Source organism: Tepidiforma flava, assembly GCF_027594505.1.
Taxonomy (GTDB): domain Bacteria; phylum Chloroflexota; class Dehalococcoidia; order Tepidiformales; family Tepidiformaceae; genus Tepidiforma; species Tepidiforma flava.
In genome coordinates, this window is the sequence record NZ_CP115149.1 from 1,069,157 (window position 1) to 1,087,585 (window position 18,429).

At 70.0% G+C, this 18,429-nt stretch carries 20 protein-coding genes and 1 tRNA gene; 12 read left to right on the forward strand and 9 right to left on the reverse strand.

The window, feature by feature from the left end; all coding sequences use genetic code 11:
• Positions 1-13 precede the first annotated feature (13 nt).
• A complete protein-coding gene (cysS, locus tag O0235_RS06360; RefSeq protein ID WP_270057699.1) occupies positions 14-1,387 on the reverse strand; it encodes a cysteine--tRNA ligase in 1,374 nt (457 codons plus the stop codon).
• 311 nt (positions 1,388-1,698) lie between these two features.
• On the opposite strand from cysS, the gene O0235_RS06365 reads away from it, so the two are divergent.
• The 7 genes from O0235_RS06365 to O0235_RS06395 all read left to right on the forward strand — a co-directional run bounded on the left by O0235_RS06365 (position 1,699) and on the right by O0235_RS06395 (position 6,163).
• Positions 1,699-2,631: a transglycosylase SLT domain-containing protein gene (locus O0235_RS06365; protein ID WP_270057700.1), complete on the forward strand. Its 933-nt coding sequence runs from the start codon at positions 1,699-1,701 to the stop codon at positions 2,629-2,631.
• Positions 2,632-2,685: 54 nt separating this feature from the next.
• Positions 2,686-2,761, forward strand: a tRNA-Thr gene (locus O0235_RS06370).
• Between the two features lie 208 nt (positions 2,762-2,969).
• The gene (locus O0235_RS06375) at positions 2,970-3,596 is read left to right on the forward strand and encodes a hypothetical protein (RefSeq protein WP_270057701.1); all 627 of its coding nucleotides are present in this window, start codon (positions 2,970-2,972) and stop codon (positions 3,594-3,596) included.
• 221 nt (positions 3,597-3,817) lie between these two features.
• Complete coding sequence (locus tag O0235_RS06380; protein WP_270057702.1) at positions 3,818-4,762, forward strand: TerC family protein; 945 nt, start codon at positions 3,818-3,820, stop codon at positions 4,760-4,762.
• Between the two features lie 105 nt (positions 4,763-4,867).
• Positions 4,868-5,575 carry a PspA/IM30 family protein gene (locus O0235_RS06385; protein ID WP_270057703.1) on the forward strand — a complete coding sequence of 236 codons (708 nt, stop codon included), beginning with the start codon at positions 4,868-4,870 and terminating at the stop codon, positions 5,573-5,575.
• Between the two features lie 11 nt (positions 5,576-5,586).
• A complete protein-coding gene (gene pspAA / locus O0235_RS06390) occupies positions 5,587-5,880 on the forward strand; it encodes a PspA-associated protein PspAA (RefSeq protein ID WP_270057704.1) in 294 nt (97 codons plus the stop codon).
• Positions 5,870-6,163 (forward strand): zinc ribbon domain-containing protein, encoded by a 294-nt coding sequence (locus O0235_RS06395; protein WP_270057705.1) that lies wholly within the window; start codon positions 5,870-5,872, stop codon positions 6,161-6,163. Before pspAA ends, O0235_RS06395 begins: the two co-directional genes overlap by 11 nt.
• Before the next feature lie 17 nt (positions 6,164-6,180).
• Here O0235_RS06395 and O0235_RS06400 read toward each other — a convergent pair whose 3' ends face one another.
• From O0235_RS06400 to O0235_RS06410, 3 genes are read right to left on the reverse strand one after another with little or no spacing between them, the layout of a single operon-like run.
• Positions 6,181-6,579 (reverse strand): nucleotidyltransferase substrate binding protein, encoded by a 399-nt coding sequence (locus tag O0235_RS06400; protein WP_270057706.1) that lies wholly within the window; start codon positions 6,577-6,579, stop codon positions 6,181-6,183.
• The gene (locus tag O0235_RS06405) at positions 6,563-6,868 is read right to left on the reverse strand and encodes a nucleotidyltransferase family protein (RefSeq protein WP_270057707.1); all 306 of its coding nucleotides are present in this window, start codon (positions 6,866-6,868) and stop codon (positions 6,563-6,565) included. The genes O0235_RS06400 and O0235_RS06405 overlap by 17 nt, the downstream gene beginning before the upstream one ends.
• Before the next feature lie 38 nt (positions 6,869-6,906).
• A complete protein-coding gene (locus O0235_RS06410; protein ID WP_270057708.1) occupies positions 6,907-7,164 on the reverse strand; it encodes a hypothetical protein in 258 nt (85 codons plus the stop codon).
• A 609-nt stretch (positions 7,165-7,773) separates the two neighbouring features.
• Here O0235_RS06410 and O0235_RS06415 point away from each other — a divergent pair.
• Positions 7,774-9,078, forward strand: a complete 1,305-nt coding sequence (locus O0235_RS06415; RefSeq protein WP_270057709.1) for a thiolase family protein — start codon at positions 7,774-7,776, stop codon at positions 9,076-9,078.
• Positions 9,079-9,242: 164 nt separating this feature from the next.
• Positions 9,243-10,007, forward strand: a complete 765-nt coding sequence (locus O0235_RS06420) for a YceI family protein (RefSeq protein ID WP_270057710.1) — start codon at positions 9,243-9,245, stop codon at positions 10,005-10,007.
• A 73-nt stretch (positions 10,008-10,080) separates the two neighbouring features.
• Here the strand turns inward: O0235_RS06420 and O0235_RS06425 are convergent, their stop codons facing one another.
• Positions 10,081-10,923, reverse strand: a complete 843-nt coding sequence (locus O0235_RS06425) for an EamA family transporter (protein WP_270057711.1) — start codon at positions 10,921-10,923, stop codon at positions 10,081-10,083.
• Positions 10,924-10,935: 12 nt separating this feature from the next.
• Positions 10,936-13,602 (reverse strand): DNA gyrase subunit A, encoded by a 2,667-nt coding sequence (gene gyrA, locus O0235_RS06430; protein WP_270057712.1) that lies wholly within the window; start codon positions 13,600-13,602, stop codon positions 10,936-10,938.
• A 55-nt stretch (positions 13,603-13,657) separates the two neighbouring features.
• On the opposite strand from gyrA, the gene O0235_RS06435 reads away from it, so the two are divergent.
• Positions 13,658-14,026, forward strand: a complete 369-nt coding sequence (locus tag O0235_RS06435) for a hypothetical protein (protein ID WP_270057713.1) — start codon at positions 13,658-13,660, stop codon at positions 14,024-14,026.
• On the opposite strand, the gene O0235_RS06440 is transcribed toward O0235_RS06435, so the two are convergent.
• On the reverse strand, positions 14,005-14,892 hold the full coding sequence (locus O0235_RS06440) for an NUDIX hydrolase (RefSeq protein WP_270057714.1): 888 nt from the start codon (positions 14,890-14,892) through the stop codon (positions 14,005-14,007). The genes O0235_RS06435 and O0235_RS06440 overlap by 22 nt on opposite strands.
• 73 nt (positions 14,893-14,965) lie before the next feature.
• Between O0235_RS06440 and O0235_RS06445 the strand changes: the two genes are divergently transcribed.
• Positions 14,966-15,802, forward strand: coding sequence for a DNA adenine methylase (locus tag O0235_RS06445; protein WP_270057715.1), 837 nt, complete (start codon positions 14,966-14,968; stop codon positions 15,800-15,802).
• Between the two features lie 343 nt (positions 15,803-16,145).
• The gene (locus O0235_RS06450; protein WP_270057716.1) at positions 16,146-17,321 is read left to right on the forward strand and encodes a cytochrome P450; all 1,176 of its coding nucleotides are present in this window, start codon (positions 16,146-16,148) and stop codon (positions 17,319-17,321) included.
• 36 nt (positions 17,322-17,357) lie between these two features.
• On the opposite strand, the gene O0235_RS06455 is transcribed toward O0235_RS06450, so the two are convergent.
• Positions 17,358-17,747, reverse strand: a complete 390-nt coding sequence (locus tag O0235_RS06455) for a PIN-like domain-containing protein (protein WP_270057717.1) — start codon at positions 17,745-17,747, stop codon at positions 17,358-17,360.
• Positions 17,744-18,427 carry a DUF433 domain-containing protein gene (locus O0235_RS06460; RefSeq protein WP_270057718.1) on the reverse strand — a complete coding sequence of 228 codons (684 nt, stop codon included), beginning with the start codon at positions 18,425-18,427 and terminating at the stop codon, positions 17,744-17,746. The genes O0235_RS06455 and O0235_RS06460 overlap by 4 nt, the downstream gene beginning before the upstream one ends.
• Positions 18,428-18,429 lie beyond the last annotated feature (2 nt).

Genomic DNA, 18,429 nt, shown 5'->3' on the forward strand with positions numbered 1-18,429 from the left:
CGCCGCGGGCGGCTCAGCGCTCGCTCCAGGTGGTGCCGTCGGGGCTGTCGTGGAGTTCGATGCCGAGTTCGCCGAGGCGGTCGCGGATGCGGTCGGCGAGGGCCCACTGCTTCGCGGCGCGCAGCTCGGCGCGCAGTTCGACGAGGAGGTCGATGAAGGGCGCGGCTTCGCGGCTGCGGCCGGCCGGCGCTTCGAGGGTAAGGCCGAGGACGCCGCAGAGTTCGCGGAGCGCGGCCTGGGCGGGGGCGACGTCGCCGCCCGCGGCGGCGGCGCGGTTGATCTCGCGGGCGAGGTCGAAGAGGGCGGCGAGGGCGCGCGGCGTGTTGAGGTCGTCGTCCATCGCTTCGATGAAGCGGGCGCGGACGGCGGCGTGGTCGATGCCGGCGGGCTGGCTGCCGCCGGGCGCGGAGGCGGCGTGGCGGAGGCGCTCGGCGCCGGCCCTGGCGGCTTCGAGGGCGTCTTCGGAGTAGGTGACCGGGCTGCGGTAGTGGCTGGTGATGACGAAGAGGCGGAGAGCATCGGCGCCGTACCGGTCGAGCGCCTCCTGGATGGAGACGAGGTTGCCGATGGACTTCGACATCTTTTCGCTGCCGAGCTGGAGGAGGGCGTTGTGCATCCAGATGCGGGCGAAGGGTGGCTTGCCGGTGTAGGCCTCGGTCTGGGCGATTTCGTTGGTGTGGTGGGGGAAGATGAGGTCCATCCCGCCGCCGTGGATGTCGATCTGTTCGCCGAGGGTTTCGAGGGCCATGGCGGAGCATTCGATGTGCCAGCCGGGCCGGCCGGGGCCCCACGGGCTCTCCCAGCTCGGCTCGCCGGGCTTGGCGGCTTTCCAGAGAGCGAAATCGAGCGGGTCTTCTTTGTGCTCGGTGGGGTCGACGCGGGCGCCGGCGCGGAGGTCATCGATGTCGCGCTTGGCGAGGGCGCCGTACCGCTCGGCGCCGAAGGCCCGGACGCGGTAGTAGACATCGCCGCCGGCGGCGTAGGCGAAGCCTTTCGCGATGAGGCCTTCGATGAAGCGGATGATCTGGGGCATCACCTGCGTGACGCGGGGGTACTGGTGGGCGGGGAGGACGTTCATCGCCGCGAGCTGGGCGAGGTACTGGCGGATGTTCTGTTCGGCGAGCTCGGCCATGGGGATGCCGAGGCGGTTGGCGCGCTCGATGAGCTTGTCGTCGATATCGGTGAAGTTCTGGATGTGGCGGACGGGGATGCCGCGCCAGTCGAGGTAGCGGCGGAGGGTATCGAAGGCGATGGCGTGGAGGGCGTGGCCAACGTGAGCTTCGGAGTAGGGGGTGATGCCGCAGACGTAGATGCGCACGACGCCGTCGTCGCCAACGGGCGGGAGGAGCGGCTTGCGCGTGGTGGAGAGCGTGTCCGTCAGCTGCATCTCGTGCCCCCTTGGTGGTCGCTCCAGTGTAGCGGAGGACGGCGTTGCGGCACGTTCGGGGGCCGGCTGCGCGGGGATCGTGGGAATCCCGCGCATGACTCATGGTGGCGGGCGTATTGCCTGTTAGCGGGGTGCTGTGCGAACCTCAGGGGCACCCTTGGCGGGGTGAACAGGCGCGTTTGCCCCCGGCCCGGATTCCCCGGTCCGGCCCCTGCGCCCCGGGCTGGCGCGCCGAGACTGCCTATGGGAAACGGAAGTTACGTGGAGACCGCCGCGTGACGGCCCGGCTTCGCGAGGAGCCGGCGCGCGTCATGAGCAGGCTCGCAACGTGGGCTGATTACGGCCTTGCCGTGGCCCTGGCGCTGTGCCGGAGGCTGCGCCTGCCCGCGAAATCCGAAGCCGCCCTGCTCCAGCCAGCCTTCGAACCGGCGTACGCCTGCGACGCCTGCGGCTGTGCCCGCCCTGCCGGGATGTCGGCAGCGCTCGCCCCGCGCTGGCGGGAGGAGCCCCCGGCCCGGGAGGAGCCGCAGCGGCAGCCGTGGTTCGTGCGGCCGGCGGAAGTGCTGATGCTGAGCCTTTCGTTCTTCCTGGCGGCGCACCTCGTGGGCGGCGGCACGCCGGAGGCGCGCGCGCCGCAGGTGAGCTTCGCGCTGGCGGCGGCGCTGCCCGCGCCGGCGCGGGTGATCGAGGTGCGGCCATCGAACGCGGCTGCGGAGGCGCCGGCCGCGCCGGCAGCAGCTGAGGCGGACGATGCAGCGGCAGCAGTCGAGGAGCCCCGGCCTGCCCCGGCGCCGACGACATCGAACGCGGCTGCGAGCAGCGCGCCCGCGCCGGCGGCTTCGCCCGCGGCGCCCCCGGCCGCCCGGGAGGAGCCGGCAGCTCCCCCGGCCCCGGCGCCGGCCCCGGCCATCGCGCCGCCGGCGGCGAGCCAGCCGCCGCTGACCTACGCGCAGGTGATTGCGTACGCCATCGAGGCAGGGTGGCCGGCGGAGCTGGCGGACAGCGTGGCGCGGGTGGCCTGGTGCGAGAGCCGGTTCCGGCCGGATGCGGTGGGCTACGGCGCCTACGGGCTCATGCAGGTGATCCCGCTCTGGTTCGACTACGCGGGGCTGAGCTTCGAGCAATGGGCCGACCCGGTGGCGAACCTGAAGGCGGCGCTGGCGGCGTTCCGCTACAGCGAGGCGCAGGGCCACAAGCCGTGGTCGGCGTGGAGCTGCAAGCCGGAGGCGATCACGATCCCGTAGGGGGCGGGCCGGATTCACCGAATGCGGCGGGCGCGGTAGGATGATGGGCAGTGGGCCTCGATAGCTCAGCTGGTAGAGCGAGCGATTCGTAATCGCTAGGTCCAGGGTTCGAGTCCCTGTCGAGGCTCCACGATAATCATGCTGCCGTGAGCGCCGTGCCACGACTGCGGAGCGGCCGGAGCGGAGCGCGACCCGTGATGATTGCGTCCCTGATGCGTCCCCTGATAGCATTCGGCGATTCCATGAGCGGAGCTCGCTGAGCTGTAGCCGACGGTCAGCCTCCGCCGAATCGGAGGTTCACCAGCGTGAGATCAGTTCTTCGATCCTTCGTCGTGACGATGGTGGCCATCCTGGCTGTCGCATGCGGATCAGGCTCCGATGACGGGACAGACCAGCCGAGCGCCAACTCGGAGGACGAGCTCGCACGCTCCCTGCTGCTCACGGTCGACGACTTCCCGACGGGGTGGGCGGAAACCCTCGACGACTCCGAAGACGATGGAGGAGAGGATCCTTTCGCCAAATGCCCGCGTCTGGCTGAGGCAGAAGGCATGACCGGCCGAGCAAAATCTGGGACTTTCTCCAGGGGCGGGGTGGCAGAAGTCGAACATGGTGTCGTTATTTACGAAGATGAAGGCAAGGCGTCTGCCGCGCTTAAAATGCTGGCCGAAGTGGTGACATGCAATGCGAGATTCATCAACGATGGACGATTGAACAATTCGGAGGCGGAATTTCGCGATGCAAATGTTGCTCGCATCTCGTTTCCCAAGGTGGGTGATGAGGTCAGCGCCATGAGAATCTCGTTCAAAGGATTCGACAAAACTTCAAGCTACGATTTCCATCTCGACTATGTTGTTGTGCGTAAAGGTCGCATCATCAGCGGTGTGGTTGCGTTCGATGCTCTTTCGCCGTTCGATACCGCCGACCTTGAGGCCCTGGTGAAAAAGGCGGTCGCCAAGCTTCCCTGACGCCGGCCGCCGCCCCGGCGGCTTGACGTGTTCGGCGCCGGGCCGCTACGGTGAGTGGGCAAGGGGGAGTAGCCGTCGCCCGCTCCCCGGGAGACCGCGAGGGTCGTCACCACGCGCGCTGAGCGCCGGCCCCGCGAGGCGAGACCTTCGCCTGGTAAGACCCTGGCACATCCTGCACGAAGGATGCGGCCGGGGTTTTTTGCTGGCCGCGAAGGGCACCCATGACCGACCTCTTACCCTGGCTCATCTTTGCCGGCCTCGTGGCCGGCATGCTCGCGCTCGACCTCGGCGTCTTCCACCGGGACGCCCACGCCGTCTCGCGGCGGGAGGCGCTGGCATGGAGCGCGGCCTGGATCGGGCTGGCGCTGGCGTTCAACGCCGGGGTCGTCTTCTTCCGCGGCGGCGAGGCCGGCGTGGAGTGGGTGACCGGCTACCTGATCGAGAAATCGCTCAGCGTCGACAACGTCTTCGTCTTCCTGCTCATCTTCTCGGCGTTCGCGGTGCCGCCGGCCTACCAGCACCGGGTGCTCTTCTGGGGCATCCTCGGGGCCGTGATCATGCGGGCGGTGCTCATCGCTGCCGCAGGCTTCCTCATCCACACGCTCCATGTCGTCATCTACCTCTTTGGCGCGTTCCTCATCTTCACGGGCATCAAGTTCCTGCGGGACCAGGAGCACGCGCCGGACCTCGAGAAGAACCGGTTCGTGCGGCTGGCGCGGCGGCTCTTCCCGGTGACGGCGCGGTACGAGGGACAGAAGTTCTTCCTCCGGCGGGAGGGGGTACTGTACGCGACGCCGCTCTTCCTCGTGCTCGTGCTCGTGGAGAGCACGGACCTCGTTTTTGCGGTGGACAGCATCCCGGCGATCTACGCGGTGACGAGCGACCCGTTCATCGTGTTCACCTCGAACATCTTCGCCATCCTCGGGCTGCGGGCGCTGTACTTCGTGCTCGCCGGCTACCTCGGCGGGCTGCGGTTCCTGAAGCCGGCGCTCGCGGCCATCCTCGTCTTCGTCGGCACGAAGATGCTCCTCGTCGACCTCTACAAGGTGCCGTCGCTGGCGAGCCTCGGCGTCATCGTGAGCATCCTCGCGGTGGCGCTGCTCGCTTCGTGGCGGTGGCCGAAACCCGCCGCAGCCCCGGCAGCGGAGGCGGCGCATGGGCACTGACACCGGGTTCCCCGGCCTTCCGGTACGATCGAGCAGTGTCGAGCACTGCACCTGTCCGGGAGACCGTAACCAGCACGACAGCAGCAGGAAAGGAGTCGACCCCAGATGTGGAAACGGCTGACAGCCATCTTCCAGGCGAAGGCGAACAAAGCGCTCGACCGGCTCGAAGACCCGCGCGAGATGCTCGACCTGAGCTATGAGAAACAGGTGGAGATGCTGCGCGATGTGAAGCGCGGCATCGTCGAGGTGACGGCGGCGCGGCGGCGGCTCGAGCTGCAGGCGGAGGAGCTGCGCGCGAAGCTGCCGACGTTCGATGCGCAGGCGATGCAGGCGCTGAAGGCCGGCCGCGAGGACCTCGCGCACATCGCGCTCGAGCGGAAGGCCTCGACGCAGGCGCAAATCGAGAGCTTTGAAGCGCAGGTGGCGAACCTGAAGGCCGAGCAGGAACAGCTCGTGCAGGCAGAGCAGCGGCTGCAGGCGAAGGTGGAGGCCTTCCGCACCCGGAAGGAGGTGCTGAAGGCGCAGTACACGGCGGCGAAGGCGACCGTCCGCATCGGCGAGGCGGTCACCGGGCTCTCGGAGGAGATGACCGACGTGGGCTACGCGATCCAGCGGGCGGAGGACCGGACGGCGCAGCTGAAGAGCCGCGGCCAGGCGATCCAGGAGCTGCTGGAGAGCGGCGTGCTGGAGGATTCGCTCGACGGGAAGACGGGCATCGACCGCGAGCTGGAGGCGCTCGGCCGGCAGGCGAGCGTCGATGCCGAGCTGGAGCGGCTGCGGGCCGCCGTCGCCGCGGAAGGGGGTGCCCGGTGATCGTGCGGCTGATGGGACGGGGCCAGTGGCGGCTCGATGACGCGCTCGTCGACGAGCTGAACCGGATCGACGCCGCGCTCGACGACGACATCACCCGGGGCGACGCGACGGAGTTCCGGGCGCACCTCGAGGCGATGCACCGGCTCATCGAGGAGCGGGGCGAGCCGCTGCCGGCCGATGAACTCGTGCCTTCCGATGCGTTCGTGCCGCCGGCGGACTGTTCGCTGGAGGAGCTGCGGAAGCTGATGGACCCGGACGGGCTCATCCCGGGCGGGCCGCCGGAGGTGGCCGCTGATGGTCGATGAGCTGTTCGAGGTGTTCGAGGAGCTCTTCGAGCGCCGGAGCAAGAAAAAGAAGAAGGAGAAAGAGGGGAAGGCCGGGAAGGGCGGCAATGCCGCCACCCCGGCCGCCCCGCCGATCTTCTGCGTCGATTGCGGCACCCGGAACGAGGGAGGCGCGCGCTTCTGCATGGAGTGCGGGGCGCTCCTCCCGAGCCCCGGGGAGGAGCTGCGCTGCCTGGGCTGCAATGCCCAGCTGCCGCTGCGGGCGAAGTTCTGCCCGCGCTGCGGGGCAAAGGCGGCCGTCTAGGCCGGGGCCGGCCCGGTTCAGGCAGGGTCGAGTTCGGCCCGCAGCCGGGCGGCGGCGGCCCGGAGGACCGGCATGGCCGCGCTGACAGCCTCGTAGACTCGGCGCGCCTGGGCCTCGTCGTACGTGTGTGAGGTCTCATTGCGGGCCTGCAGGAGGGCGAGCCAGCCTGGCTCGTCGTCGATGAGGCCGGCGGCGTAGGCGGCGCGGATAGCGGAGCGGGGGCTGGCGGTTTCGACGCCCAGGTCGGCGAGCACACTCCGCAGGGCCTTCCAGGCGAGTTCGAACACGAACTCGAAGCGCTGGATGGTGCCGTCGAGGACGAGCGGGCTGGAGGGGTCCTCTGCCAGCGCCTCCTCGAGGCGCGCGAGGGGGCGCTCCAGCTTCTCGACGGCGACCCGGCTACGCTGCGACGGCATGGTGGAGTTCGATGCCCTCCCGTTCGATGGCAGCGCGGAGCGCCTCCGGCGCGTCTTCGAGGCGGACGACGTCGAGCTGGAGGAGGGTCGGCGCCTCGTCGAGCGCGGCGAGGATGTCGTCCCAGGCGACCGGGTCGGCGCCGGGCGCTTCGATGGCGAGGTCGACGTCGGAGCGCTCCCGGGCATCGCCGCGGGCGCGGGAGCCGAAGAGGATGATGCGGCGGATGCGGGGATCGCCGCCGAGGCGGGCGACCACCCAGTCGGCGATGGCGCGGGTGCGCGGGTCCATGGGGCGAGTGTAGCGGAAGCCGCGGCCGGGGGCGGGGCTCAGCGGATGGTGAAGGAGCCGGCGGCGATGGTTCCGCTCAACTTCGACCCAGATGCCGAAACGGTAACGCTGTAATGACCGGCCTGGATATTGAATGCGGTTACCCGCAGCGTCTCGGGCACCGAACGATAGAGGAATCCGGAATCTGAACCGTAAAACCCGAACGAAGGTGAAATCCTCATATCGACCGAAACTGGATAATCGTAATTTCCCAAGGCCTGAACCGTTACCTCAAACGTCACTGATTGCCCGATCATGCTGCACCTCGCAGAAACCAAAACATCGGCAACGTAGGAGGTCACAAAAGCTGGGCCACACGATAGCGGACGGGGGGTCGGGGTCGGCGTCCGAGTCGGAGCACCGCCTACCCCGGACGTTGGGTACCCCGGCGGTGACCATGGCGTGGGCGGGGCGTAGGGCGGCGGAGGGACGTAGGGCCGGGGCGTGGGGGTCGGTGTTGGTGTCGGCGGGCGCGGCGTCGGCGTCGGGGTCGGCGGGACGGGCGTGGGCGTCGGGGTGGGGGTAGCGGTCGGCGTCGGAGTCGGCGTGCGGGTCGGCGTGGGTGTCGGGGTCGGGGTGGCGGTCGGCGTGGGGGTGGGCGTGGGGGTCGGGGGCGGGGCTTCGCCCGGGAGACAGGCAGCGCCGCCGAGGACGGCAACCAATGCGGCGAGGGCGGGCAGGAGGGGCCGGCAGCGCATGACGGCTGCGGATGATAGCAGGGGAAGGCGTCATCCCCTGTCGCGCGGGGGCGACGCGCGTGTTCAAACGAGGGCGATTCGCATTCTGCGGCCGATGCCCTATCATGCTCGGGATTGCGGGCCGGTTTCCCCGGCCCAGCCCGGCAACCCCAGGAAGAAGGAACAGCCTTGGAACTTCAGAACGTCGTCATCGTCGATGGTGTCCGCTCCGCCTTTGCGCGCGGCGGGCGCGGCAAGCTCGTGGCCACGCGGCTCGATGAAGCGGGCGCGCAGGTGTTGCGGGCGCTCCTCGAGCGCAACCCGAAGGTGAAGCCCACGATGATCGAGGATATCGGCCTCGGTAACGTGCAGGGCGCCGGCGAGCTCGCCGGCATCGGCGCGGATACCATCGCGCGGCTCGCCGGCCTGCCGGCCGAAATCTCGGCCTTCGATACGAACCGGCAGTGCGGTTCGAGCATGGAGGTGCTCCACCGCATCGCGCAGTCGATCGCCGTCGGCGCGACGGAGTGCGGCATCGCGATGGGCGCGGAGCGGATGGGCCGCGGCCTCGGCGGCGGCCAGCGCGGCCCGACGACCCGCATCACCGAGTTCAACCGCCGCCGGCTCGAGCAGACGCCGGAGCAGCGGAACATAGCGCCCGACCACTTCGAGAACTTCTCGGTGCCGTTCCCGGATGCCATCCTCGACTACTCGCCGGTGCTCTCGATGGTGCAGACCGCCCAGAACGTGGCGGAGGTCTACAACCTGAGCCGGGAGGAGATGGACCAGTTCGCGGTGGAGAGCCACCGGAAGGCCGTCGCCGCCTACGAAAAGGGCGTCTACAAGGACGAGATCATCCCGCTCGAGGTGGAGGACCCGGTGTTCGACGCCGAGGGCAACTGGGTCGAATCGGAGCGGGGGAAGATGATCGTCTTCGACCGGGATGAGTGCATCCGGCCGGGCACGAACATCGAAGCGCTCAGCCAGCTGCCGCCGGTGAAGGGCATCGTGAGCCCGACGGGGCAGGAGCTGCGCATCACGGCGGGCAACAGCTGCCCGACGAACGACGGCATCAGCGCGGTGCTGCTGATGAGCGAGAAGAAGGCGCTGGAGCTCGGCCTCGAGCCGCTCGCCCGGATCGCCGGCTACGGCATCGCCGGGGTGAAGCCGCAGGTGATGGGCCTCGGCCCCGTCCCCTCGACGAAGAAGGCGCTCCGCCACGCGGGCATCGAAGCGGACCAGATCGACCGGGTCGAGTTCAACGAGGCGTTCGCCGCGCAGGTCATCCCGTCCTGCAAGGAGCTGGGCATCCCGCTGGAGAAGGTGAATGTGAACGGCGGCTCGATCGCCATCGGCCACCCGCTCGGCGCGACCGGCGCCCGGCTCGTCCTCACCGTCGCGCACGAGCTGCGCCGCTCGGGCAAGCGCTACGGCCTCGCGACCCAGTGCATCGGCGCGGGCATGGGCATCAGCACCATCATCGAAGCGCTCTAGCCCGCCGCACCGGGTTCAACCCTTCCGCGCGGCGCCGGGACGTTTCCCGGCGCCGCGCCGCGTTCGGCCGCCCGGCCGGCCTTTACCGGGGTAAAGGGGCCTGACGGGGCCTTCCTGCCGTGTGCGCGAAGATAGGCGGGACATCCGTGTCCCGGGAGCTGCTCATGAATCGGAAGCTGCTGATGTTCGGCGGGGGCGGGCTGGCGGCGGTAGCCATCGCCGCCTTCGCCGTGTGGTTCTTCTTCATCCGGAGCGACGCGCCGGAGGAGGTCTCGCTCGAAGGTGCGCTCGAGACGCTGCGCACGCCGACGGCGACAGGGCAGGCGAGCGGCGGTTCGACGCCAGCCGCCGGCGCGACGGGCCAGGCCGGGAGCGGCAGCAGCGCCGCCGGCGGCATCGACGGCGCCTGGGGCATCGCTTCCGCCGGCGAGACGTTCGTCGGCTACCGGGTGCAGGAGGAGCTGGCGCAGATCGGGGCGGTGACCGCCGTGGGCCGCACCTCCGAGGTCCGCGGCACGGTCACCATCCGGGACGGCACGGTGCAGCCGGGGAGTTCGTTCACGGCGAACCTGCAGACGCTCCGGAGCGACCGCTCGCAGCGCGACAACGCGCTCCGGCGGCAGGCGCTGGAGACGGACCTCTTCCCGAACGCGACGTTCACGCTGAAGGAGGCCGTGCAGCTGCCGGCCGGCTTCGCGAACGGCGAGGCGTTCAGCACCACGCTGAAGGGCGCGCTCGAGCTGCACGGGGTGACGCGCGACGTCGAAATCCCGGTGCAGGCGAAGGTCGAGAACGGCCTCATCGTGGTCGTGGGGTCGATCGAAATCAAATTCGCCGACTACGACATCGCCCAGCCGCGGGCGGCGATCGTGCTGAGCGTGGACGACAAGGGCGTCATGGAGTTCCAGCTCTTCCTCCAGAAGCAGTAGGGCGGCGGCCGCGAACCCGGCGCGTTCGAACCGGGGGTGCGGCGCCGCGCCCCCGGTTTCGCGGGTCCCGGCCTCAGGCCGAGATGAGCGCCACCCCGGCGAGGGCGAAGGCGGCGCCGAGGATGCGCCGCGGGGTGAACCGCTCGCCGCCGACGAGCCGCGCGAGCAGCAGCGTCTGCACCGGGTAGAGCGAGCCGAGGACGGAGGCGACGGCGACGTTGCCGCGGGCCGTGGCGATGGCGAAGGAGAGGTTCGCGGCGGTATCGATGGCGCCGATGGCCGAGAGGCGGAGGCCGGGGAGCGCGCCCGGCCAGCGCAGCGCGCCCGCGGCGGCGCCGACGGAGCCCGTGAAGAGCGCCGCGCCGACGCGCGCGAAGAGGACGGCGACGAGGGCGTCGGCGTCGCTGGCGGCGGCGCGGCCGATGAGGAGGAAGAAAACGCCGAAGCCGGCAGCGGCCGCGAGGCCGAGGGCGACGGGCTGGAGGTGGCGGCCGCCGGCGAAGAGGCGGCCCTCGGCCGGGAGCGAGACGAGGATGATGCCGGCGAAGGCGAGCGCCATCCCGGCGAGGGCCGCCGGGCCCGGCGCATCGCCCGTGATGAGCGCAGCGGCGACGGGGATGACGGCGCCGCAGGCCGACAGGGGCGCGACGACCGCTGATTCGCCCAGCGAGAGGCCCTTGTAGAGGGCGAGGCCGCCGAAGCTCGTCGCGAGGCCGGCAGCGAGCCCCCAGCCGAGCGCGGCGCCCGAGACGCCGGCCCCGCTGATGAGCAGCGCCGCCGCGAGCAGCGCGACCGCCGAGACGTGGGCGGCGAAACCGACCGTGAAGACGGGCAGGCGGGTGGTGAACCGGCCGCCGAGGAAATCGGAGGTGCCCCAGGCGAGCGCCGCCCCGAGCCCGAGGAGGATGGACGTCACCGGCTGGCGGCGCTAGGCGTCGGCGTCATCGCCCGGGGCGTCTTCCGCGCCGTTCCCATCGCCGTCGGCGTCGCCGTCGAGGTCGAGCGGGAGCGTCTCATTCAGGTTCGCCCCGGGGTCGGCGCCGTTGGCGGCTCCGCGGGCGCGGCTGCGGCCTTTCGCCTCGTCGTCGGACATGGTGAAGGCGGCGATGCTGGCGACGGCGTCGCCTTCGTTGACGCGCATGACGGTGACGCCCTGGGTGTTGCGGCCGATGCGGCTGATGCCGTCGACGCGGGTGCGGACGACGATGCCGTCGCGGGTGACGAGCATGAGATCCTGCCCGGGGGTGACCATGCGGCAGGCGGCGACCTTGCCGGTTTTGTCGGTGATGTTGAGGGTTTTGACGCCCTGGCCGCCGCGCCCCTGCACGGGGTATTCGTCGATGGCGGTGCGTTTGCCGAAGCCGCGCTCGGAGATGATGAGGAGGTCGGCGCCGTCGTCGGTGGTTTCGACGCCGACGACATAGCCGTCGCCGGTGAGCTTCATGCCGCGGACGCCGCCGCTGGTGCGGCTGGCATCGCGGAGGTCGTCGATTTTGAAGCGGATCGCCATGCCTTCGCTGGAGACGAGGATGACGTGCGTCTCGTTGGTGGCGGCGCGGGCGGCGATGAGCTGGTCATCGGGCTCGAGGTTGAAGGCGATCTTGCCGTTGCGGCGGACCTCTTCGAATTCGGAGAGGCGGGTCTTTTTGATTTCGCCCTTGCGGGTGGCGAGGAGGATGAAGTCGCGGTCGTAGCTGCGGACGGGGAGGATGGCGGTGACGCGCTCGCCGGGCTCGACGTCGATGAGGTTGACGATGGGGAGGCCCTTCGCCTGCTTCTTGGTATCGGGCACGTCGAAGGCGCGGAGGTGGTAGACCTTGCCGCGGTCGGTGAAGAAGAGGAGGTTGTCGTGGCTGTCGCAGACGACGAGCTTCATGACGGCGTCTTCTTCGCGGATGGCGGCCCCGCGGGCGCCCTGGCCGCCGCGGCGCTGGCGGCGGAACTCCTCGAGCGGCATCCGCTTGATGTAGTTGCGGATGCTGAGGGTGACGACGCAGTCCTGGTGGGGGATGAGGTCTTCTTCGCGGAAGTCCTCGGGGTCGGCTTCGACGATTTCGGTGCGGCGGGGGTCGCCGTACTTCTTCTTGAGCTCCTGCATGTCGTCGCGGATGAGGAAGTCGATCTTCCGCGGGTTGGCGAGGAGGTCTTCGAGCTCGGCGATCTTCTTGATGAGCTCTTCGTATTCGGAGAGGAGGGCCTGCCGTTCGAGGCCGGCGAGGCGCCGGAGCTGCATATCGACGATGGCGCGCGCCTGGACTTCGGAGAAGGTGAACGGGTTGCGCTGGGCGAGGGCGCGGATGCCGGCGGGGCTGTTGGCGGGCAGCCGCTCGAGCTGGACGAGGCCGTTGCCCTGCAGGAGCTCGATGGCGTGCTGGGCGGATTCGGAGGCGCGGATGGTGGCGATGACCGCATCGATGAGGTCGATGGCGCGCAGGAGGCCCTGGAGGATGTGCTCGCGCTCGCGGGCCTTTTCGAGCTGGAACTCGGTGCGCCGGCGGATGACTTCGCGGCGGTGGTCGATGAACAGTTCGAGGGCGCGCTTGAGGCCGAGGCGCCGGGGCGCGCCGTCGACGATGGCCATCATGTTGATGGCGAAGGTGGAGCGCATCGCGGTGTGCTTGAAGAGCAGGTTCTTCACCTGCTGGACGGAGCCTTCTTTCTTGAGCTCGATGACGATTCGCATGCCGTTCCGGTCGGATTCGTCGCGGAGGTCGGCGATGCCGTCGATTTTCCGGTCGCGCACCAGGTCGGCGATTTTCTCGATGAGCTGGGCTTTGTTCACCTGGTAGGGGAGTTCGGTGACGATGATGCTGGTGCGGCCGCGGCTCGATTCTTCGACGTGGGTGCGGGCGTGCATGGTGATGCGGCCGTGGCCTTCGCCGTAGGCGGTGCGCAGCTGGGCGCGGTCCTTGCCGACCAGCGCGATGCCGTAGGTGGGGAAATCAGGGCCCTGGATGACGGTGAGGAGGTCATCGAGGGTGGTGGTCTCCGGATTTTCGATGAGCATGGAGACGGCATCGGCGATTTCGCCGAGGTTGTGCGGCGGGATGCTCGTCGCCATGCCGACGGCGATGCCGGCCGAGCCGTTGAGGAGGAGGTTGGGGATGCGGGCCGGGAGGATGGAGGGCTGCTCGTGGCGGCCGTCGTAGTTCGGTTCGAAGTCGACCGTGTTCTGGTCGATATCGGCGAGCATTTCTTCGGCGATGGCCGACATGCGGGCTTCGGTGTAGCGCATGGCGGCGGGCGGGTCGCCATCGACGGAGCCGAAGTTGCCCTGCCCATCGACGAGTGGGTAGCGCAGGGAGAAATCCTGCGCCATGCGGACGAGGGTGTCGTAGACCGCCTGGTCGCCGTGGGGGTGGTACTTCCCCATGACGTCGCCGACGGTGGCGGCGGATTTGCGGTAGGCGGTGCCTGCCCGTGCGCCGCCTTCGTACATGCCCCAGAGGATGCGGCGCTGGACGGGCTTGAGGCCGTCGCGGACGTCCGGGAGGGCGCGCGAGACGATCACGCTCATCGCGTAATCGAGGTAGCTCGTGCGCATCTCCTGTTCGATCTGGACAGGGCGGATTTGCGACGTCGGTTCGATGGACAAGGGCAGCTCCGGGGCAGGCTGGGGCAGGGGAAATGGTTGAGGTTATTGTACCATTTTGGCAGGTTCGGGGGAGGGGACGGAGGCTGGAGGTTGGAGGTTGGAGGTTGAAGGTTGGAGGTTGAAGGTTGGAGGTTGTTTCCCCTCCCCGTTTCCCAGCTCCGATCTCCGTACTCCCAACTCCCAACTCCCATCTCCCATCTCCCATCTCCCATCTCCCGCCTCCCGGTTCCCGCTTTCCGGTTCCCGCTTCCCGTGGACATCGGTTGGGCGCATGGCGCCCCGCGAGGACGGAGCCCCGCGATTACGGCTGGAGGTTGACGGCAGCCCGCACGGGCGCACGCTCTCTCCCACCTCCCAACTCCTCACTCCCCGCCGCGGGCGGTGCGCCCGCGCCATCCCGCCTCAGTGGAAGAGCTTGCGGTAGTGGGTGCTGGCGAAGAAGTCGCGCAGGACGCTGGCAGCGGGGCCGGCGAGGGGCAGGGCGTCCACCTCGCGCGGGGCCCAGTAGCGGAACGCCTGCCCTTCGCGCACCTCGATGAGCTCCTCGGGGACATCCGGGTCGCCGTAGTAGATGTGGTAGACGTGGGTGAGCGAGCCGGGCAGCTCGCTGGCGCGGTAGACGCGGAAGAGGCGGAGGTCGTCGAGCAGGACGCCGGTCTCTTCTTCGAACTCGCGGAAGGCTGCGGCGTCGGGCGGTTCATCGGGTTCGACGAGGCCGCCGGGGATGGACCAGAGGCCGGGGAAGCGCTCGGGCGGGAGGTCGGCGTCGCGCAGCTGGAGGAGGGCGCGGCCCCAGCGGTCGAGGGCGATGACGCCGACGCCGACGCGGAAGGGCTGGAGCATGCCGACGGTGCCCCGGTAGGCGTCGCTGGCGGTGAAGCGGGCGAGCAGCTGGCGGGTGCCGGGGTTCATCGGCAGGGCATCGAAGGCCGACGGGTGGTGGTACTGGAAATCGAGCCCTTCGCGCACCTCGATGGCGGCGCGGGGGACGGGGTCGTCGGCCACGAAGAGGTGGAGGCAGGAGGGGAGGAGGTCCGGCACCTGCGCGGTGGTGACGGTCTCGATGTAGCGGAGGCGCTGGAGGCGGACGCCGGTTTCCTCTTCGAACTCGCGCCGGGCGGTCTCGAGGGGGGATTCGCCGGGTTCGCGGCCGCCGCCGGGCGGCGTCCAGCGGCCGATGCCGGCAGGCGGCACGTCGTCGTCGCGCTGCTGGAGGAGGATGGAGCCGTCGGGCGCGACGAGGAAGACGGCGGAGCCTTCGCGGCCGGAGCCGGGCGCTTTGTAGGGCATGATTCCACCGTAGCAGCCGGGCGCGCCGGCGGGGAATTGCCCGGGGCCGGGCGGTTCGGCACGATGGTGGCCGATGGCGACGCCCTTCCTGAAGTGGGCCGGGGGCAAGGCGCGGCTGGTGCCGACGGTGGCCGCCGGGCTGGAGGGGCTGCGGGTCGAGCGGTACATCGAGCCGTTCCTCGGCGGGGGCGCGATGTTCTTCGGGCTGCGGGCGCTCGGGCTGCGGACGCCGGCCATCCTCGCCGATGCGAACCCCGAGCTGATCGCGACCTTCGCAGCCGTGCGCGATGACGTCGATGGGGTGATTCGCGCGCTGGAGCCGCTGGCCGAGGCGTACCTCGCTGCCGACCGGACGGGGCGGCGGGAGCTGTACTACCGGGTGCGGGCGTGCGAGCCGGCGGCGGCTGCCGCGCGGGCGGCGCGGGTGATCTTCCTCAACCACACCTGCTACAACGGGCTCTACCGGGTGAACCGGCGAGGCCGCTTCAATGTGCCGCACGGCCGGTACGCGCGGCCGCGCATCCTGGACGAGGCCAACCTCCGGGCCTGCGCGGCGGAGCTGGCGGATGCGGAGCTGCGGTGCGCCGATTTCGCCGAGGTGTGCGCGGAGGCCGGGCCGGGCGATTTCGTCTACCTCGACCCGCCCTACCACCCGCTGAGCGCGACGGCGAACTTCACGGCGTACACGGACCGGGCGTTCGGCTGGTCCGACCAGGAGCGGCTGGCGGCGGCGGTGCGGGGGCTCGCCGCGCGCGGGGCGTGGTTCGCGCTCTCGAACTCGGCCCACCCGGCCATCGCGGCGCTGTACGAAGGGCTTCGGCCGCGGGTGGTGCAGATGTCGCGCGCCATCAATTCGAAGGCGAACGGCCGGGCGCCGGTGGCGGAGTACCTCTTCGGCAACGTGGGGTGAGGCGGCGGGATGCCGCGGGCTGGCCGCCCGCGGCGGGGGATGGCTCGCCGCCGGCGGCGGCATCGCCGCGGGATGCCGGCGCTCCGCGCCGGCGGTGGAGGGGGGAGGGGGAGTTGGGAGATGGGAGTTGGGAGTTGCGAACGGGGAGGCGGGAGCACCGGCGCCAGTGAACGCGAACGCCCGGGTGGGCCTCGCCGGCCCTCCGCGGGGGCGGAGCCCCGCGGCTGCGGAGTCGGGAGTTGGGAGTTGGGAGGCGGGAACGGGGAGCACCCACCTCCAACCTCTACCCTCCTTTTCAAAACTCGAACGCGGTTCGGGTAGAATGGCGAGCGGAGGTGCCCGCATGGTAGCTGCCCCGAACATCAACGACCCGGCGTTCCTCGAGAACCCGTTCCCGTTCTACGAGCTGGGCCGGGCGATGAGCCCGCTGATCCTGCCCGAGCGCGGGCTGGCGATGGTCTTCGGGTACGACGACGCGACGGCCATCCTGAAGGACTGGGAGACGTGGTCGTCCCGGTTCCCGCCGCCGCCGGAGGTGACGGACCCGCCGGAGCCGATGATGCTGAGTTCGGACCCGCCGCGGCATACGCGGCTGCGGTCGCTGGTATCGCAGGCGTTCACGCCGCGGATGGTCGAGCAGCTCGAGCCGCGCATCCGGGAGATCACGCGGGAGCTTTTGGCGCCGGCGCTCGAGGCGGGGGAGTGCGACCTCGTGGCGGCGCTGGCGTACCCGCTGCCGGTCATCGTCATCGCCGAGATCCTTGGCATCCCGCCGGAGGACCGGGCGAAGTTCAAAGAGTGGTCGGACGAGGCGGTCGCGAGCCTGGGGACGGCGCTCGGGGGCAGCGGCCGGCAGATCCGGGCGGAAGTCTTCGAGGAGATGCGGGAGTACTTCACCCGGATGACGGAGGAGCGCCGGCAGCGGCCGCGGAACGACCTCATCAGCGGGCTCGTGCAGGCGGAACAGGACGGGGAGCGGCTGACCTTCGCCGACCTGCTCCAGATGCTGGTGCTGCTGCTGGTGGCGGGCAACGAAACGACGACGAACCTGATCAGCAACACGATGCTTTCGTTCCTGGAGCACCCGGGCGAGCTGGCGAAGGTGGCGGCGGAGCCGGCGCGCATCCCGGGCGCCATCGAAGAGGTGCTGCGCTACAACTCGCCGGTGCAGGCGACGGTGCGGCGGCCGACGCGCGATGTGGAGGTGCACGGGAAGACGATCCCGGCGAACCTGCCGACGGTGGTGTGGCTGGCAGCGGCGAACCGCGACCCGGCGCAGTTCCCCGAGCCGCTGCGGTTCGACGTGGAGCGGTCGCCGAACCGGCACCTGGCGTTCGGCCTCGGCATCCACTTCTGCCTCGGGGCGCCGCTGGCCCGGCTGGAGGCGCGGGTCGCCTATGAGGAGCTGCTGGGCGCGGCGACCGGCTTCGAGCGGACGACGGAGGGCATGCTGCCGCGGGTGCCGACGTTCATCATGCGGGGCGTGCTGGAGCTGCCCATCGCGTTCCGCCGGCGGTAGGGACCCCTCAGCGCTTGAGGCCGGGGGTGCCGGGGCTCAGTAGATGCGGCGCGCTCTGCCATGACGGTCCCATCGAAATGCGAACGGCCGAGGAACAGACGCGTCCACCGTCTGTAGCCACTCCCAGCGCCAGAGCAGGAGGCGCAGCACCTGCCAGCGCGGCCACTGGCCGGTGGGAAGGAAAATGAGACCAGCCCCCCAGCGCCGCGCCTCCTGAATCACCGCGGGGCTCTGGAGAATTTTCAGGTCCTCGGTAAGACCGAGGTAGCCATTGGCGCCTACATGCCGAACCCACTCGATGTCCGTGGCGCCGAGGCCAACCACACCGCCCTTCCTGGGCCGTGCGATGTCCTGGGCGGGCGCTCCGACGTGCCGCAATGCGTCCGGCACAGTCGAGCCGATATTTTCATCAAAGAACAGCTTCACGCAGCGAACCGGATTGCCGCCTCGACGTCGACGGGCTCGAGGTCGAGGTCGCGGGCAATGCTCTCGATGCTCTCGCCTCCCCGTTTGAATCGCTGCGCGATGAAGTCGACTCGCAGGTTCCGGCCCACGATAATCGGCATGCCGGCAGCGCGGGTCGGGTCGACCACGATGGCGCCATCCCGACCTGCGGGGAACCAGCGGGTCGCGAGCTGGGCCAGCGTCAGATCGAACTCGAACTGTGCTTGAAGCTGACCTACCGAGAACGGCAGAGCAAACTGCCCATCGAGATCCAGCACCAGCCGCCCGGGTCCAGGATTCTCACCCTCGAAGTCGTGAAGGATGTTCACACCATCGGTGAACAGATGCTGGCTCGCGAAGGGGTGTTCGATTCGCAGGCGCTCGGAAGCGAACGCATGTGCTCGCCGGAGCCGCTCGAGGGGGAGGCGAGCCACGCCATCCCGCCCTTCGCGAAACCCGCGCACGACCACGACCTCGCAAAGGTCAAGGAACGAGAGCCGAAGGTCGCTGCTGAATTCGCGCGTGAGGACCGCACGCCGCTGGACCGTCCCGGCCAGCCAGGCGCGAAGCGTCGAGGGGTGCACTTCGGTCAGCCGCGCCGCCTCCCCGAGGGTGTAGCGAGGCTCTCGGCGCAGCCGGTCGATGAGCTCCAGGTTTTCCATGA

Excerpts from the sequence above, each read along its gene's own strand:
- O0235_RS06460 (WP_270057718.1), bottom strand. The coding sequence starts at position 18,427 with ATGGAAAACCTGGAGCTCATCGACCGGCTGCGCCGAGAGCCTCGCTAC.
- O0235_RS06395 (WP_270057705.1), top strand. The coding sequence starts at position 5,870 with ATGGTCGATGAGCTGTTCGAGGTGTTCGAGGAGCTCTTCGAGCGCCGG.
- O0235_RS06385 (WP_270057703.1), top strand. The coding sequence starts at position 4,868 with ATGTGGAAACGGCTGACAGCCATCTTCCAGGCGAAGGCGAACAAAGCG.
- cysS (WP_270057699.1), bottom strand. The coding sequence starts at position 1,387 with ATGCAGCTGACGGACACGCTCTCCACCACGCGCAAGCCGCTCCTCCCG.
- O0235_RS06400 (WP_270057706.1), bottom strand. The coding sequence starts at position 6,579 with ATGCCGTCGCAGCGTAGCCGGGTCGCCGTCGAGAAGCTGGAGCGCCCC.
- O0235_RS06450 (WP_270057716.1), top strand. The coding sequence starts at position 16,146 with ATGGTAGCTGCCCCGAACATCAACGACCCGGCGTTCCTCGAGAACCCG.
- pspAA (WP_270057704.1), top strand. The coding sequence starts at position 5,587 with ATGGGACGGGGCCAGTGGCGGCTCGATGACGCGCTCGTCGACGAGCTG.
- O0235_RS06420 (WP_270057710.1), top strand. The coding sequence starts at position 9,243 with ATGAATCGGAAGCTGCTGATGTTCGGCGGGGGCGGGCTGGCGGCGGTA.
- O0235_RS06410 (WP_270057708.1), bottom strand. The coding sequence starts at position 7,164 with ATGATCGGGCAATCAGTGACGTTTGAGGTAACGGTTCAGGCCTTGGGA.
- O0235_RS06380 (WP_270057702.1), top strand. The coding sequence starts at position 3,818 with ATGACCGACCTCTTACCCTGGCTCATCTTTGCCGGCCTCGTGGCCGGC.
- O0235_RS06445 (WP_270057715.1), top strand. The coding sequence starts at position 14,966 with ATGGCGACGCCCTTCCTGAAGTGGGCCGGGGGCAAGGCGCGGCTGGTG.
- O0235_RS06440 (WP_270057714.1), bottom strand. The coding sequence starts at position 14,892 with ATGCCCTACAAAGCGCCCGGCTCCGGCCGCGAAGGCTCCGCCGTCTTC.
- O0235_RS06405 (WP_270057707.1), bottom strand. The coding sequence starts at position 6,868 with ATGGACCCGCGCACCCGCGCCATCGCCGACTGGGTGGTCGCCCGCCTC.
- O0235_RS06375 (WP_270057701.1), top strand. The coding sequence starts at position 2,970 with ATGGTGGCCATCCTGGCTGTCGCATGCGGATCAGGCTCCGATGACGGG.
- O0235_RS06365 (WP_270057700.1), top strand. The coding sequence starts at position 1,699 with ATGAGCAGGCTCGCAACGTGGGCTGATTACGGCCTTGCCGTGGCCCTG.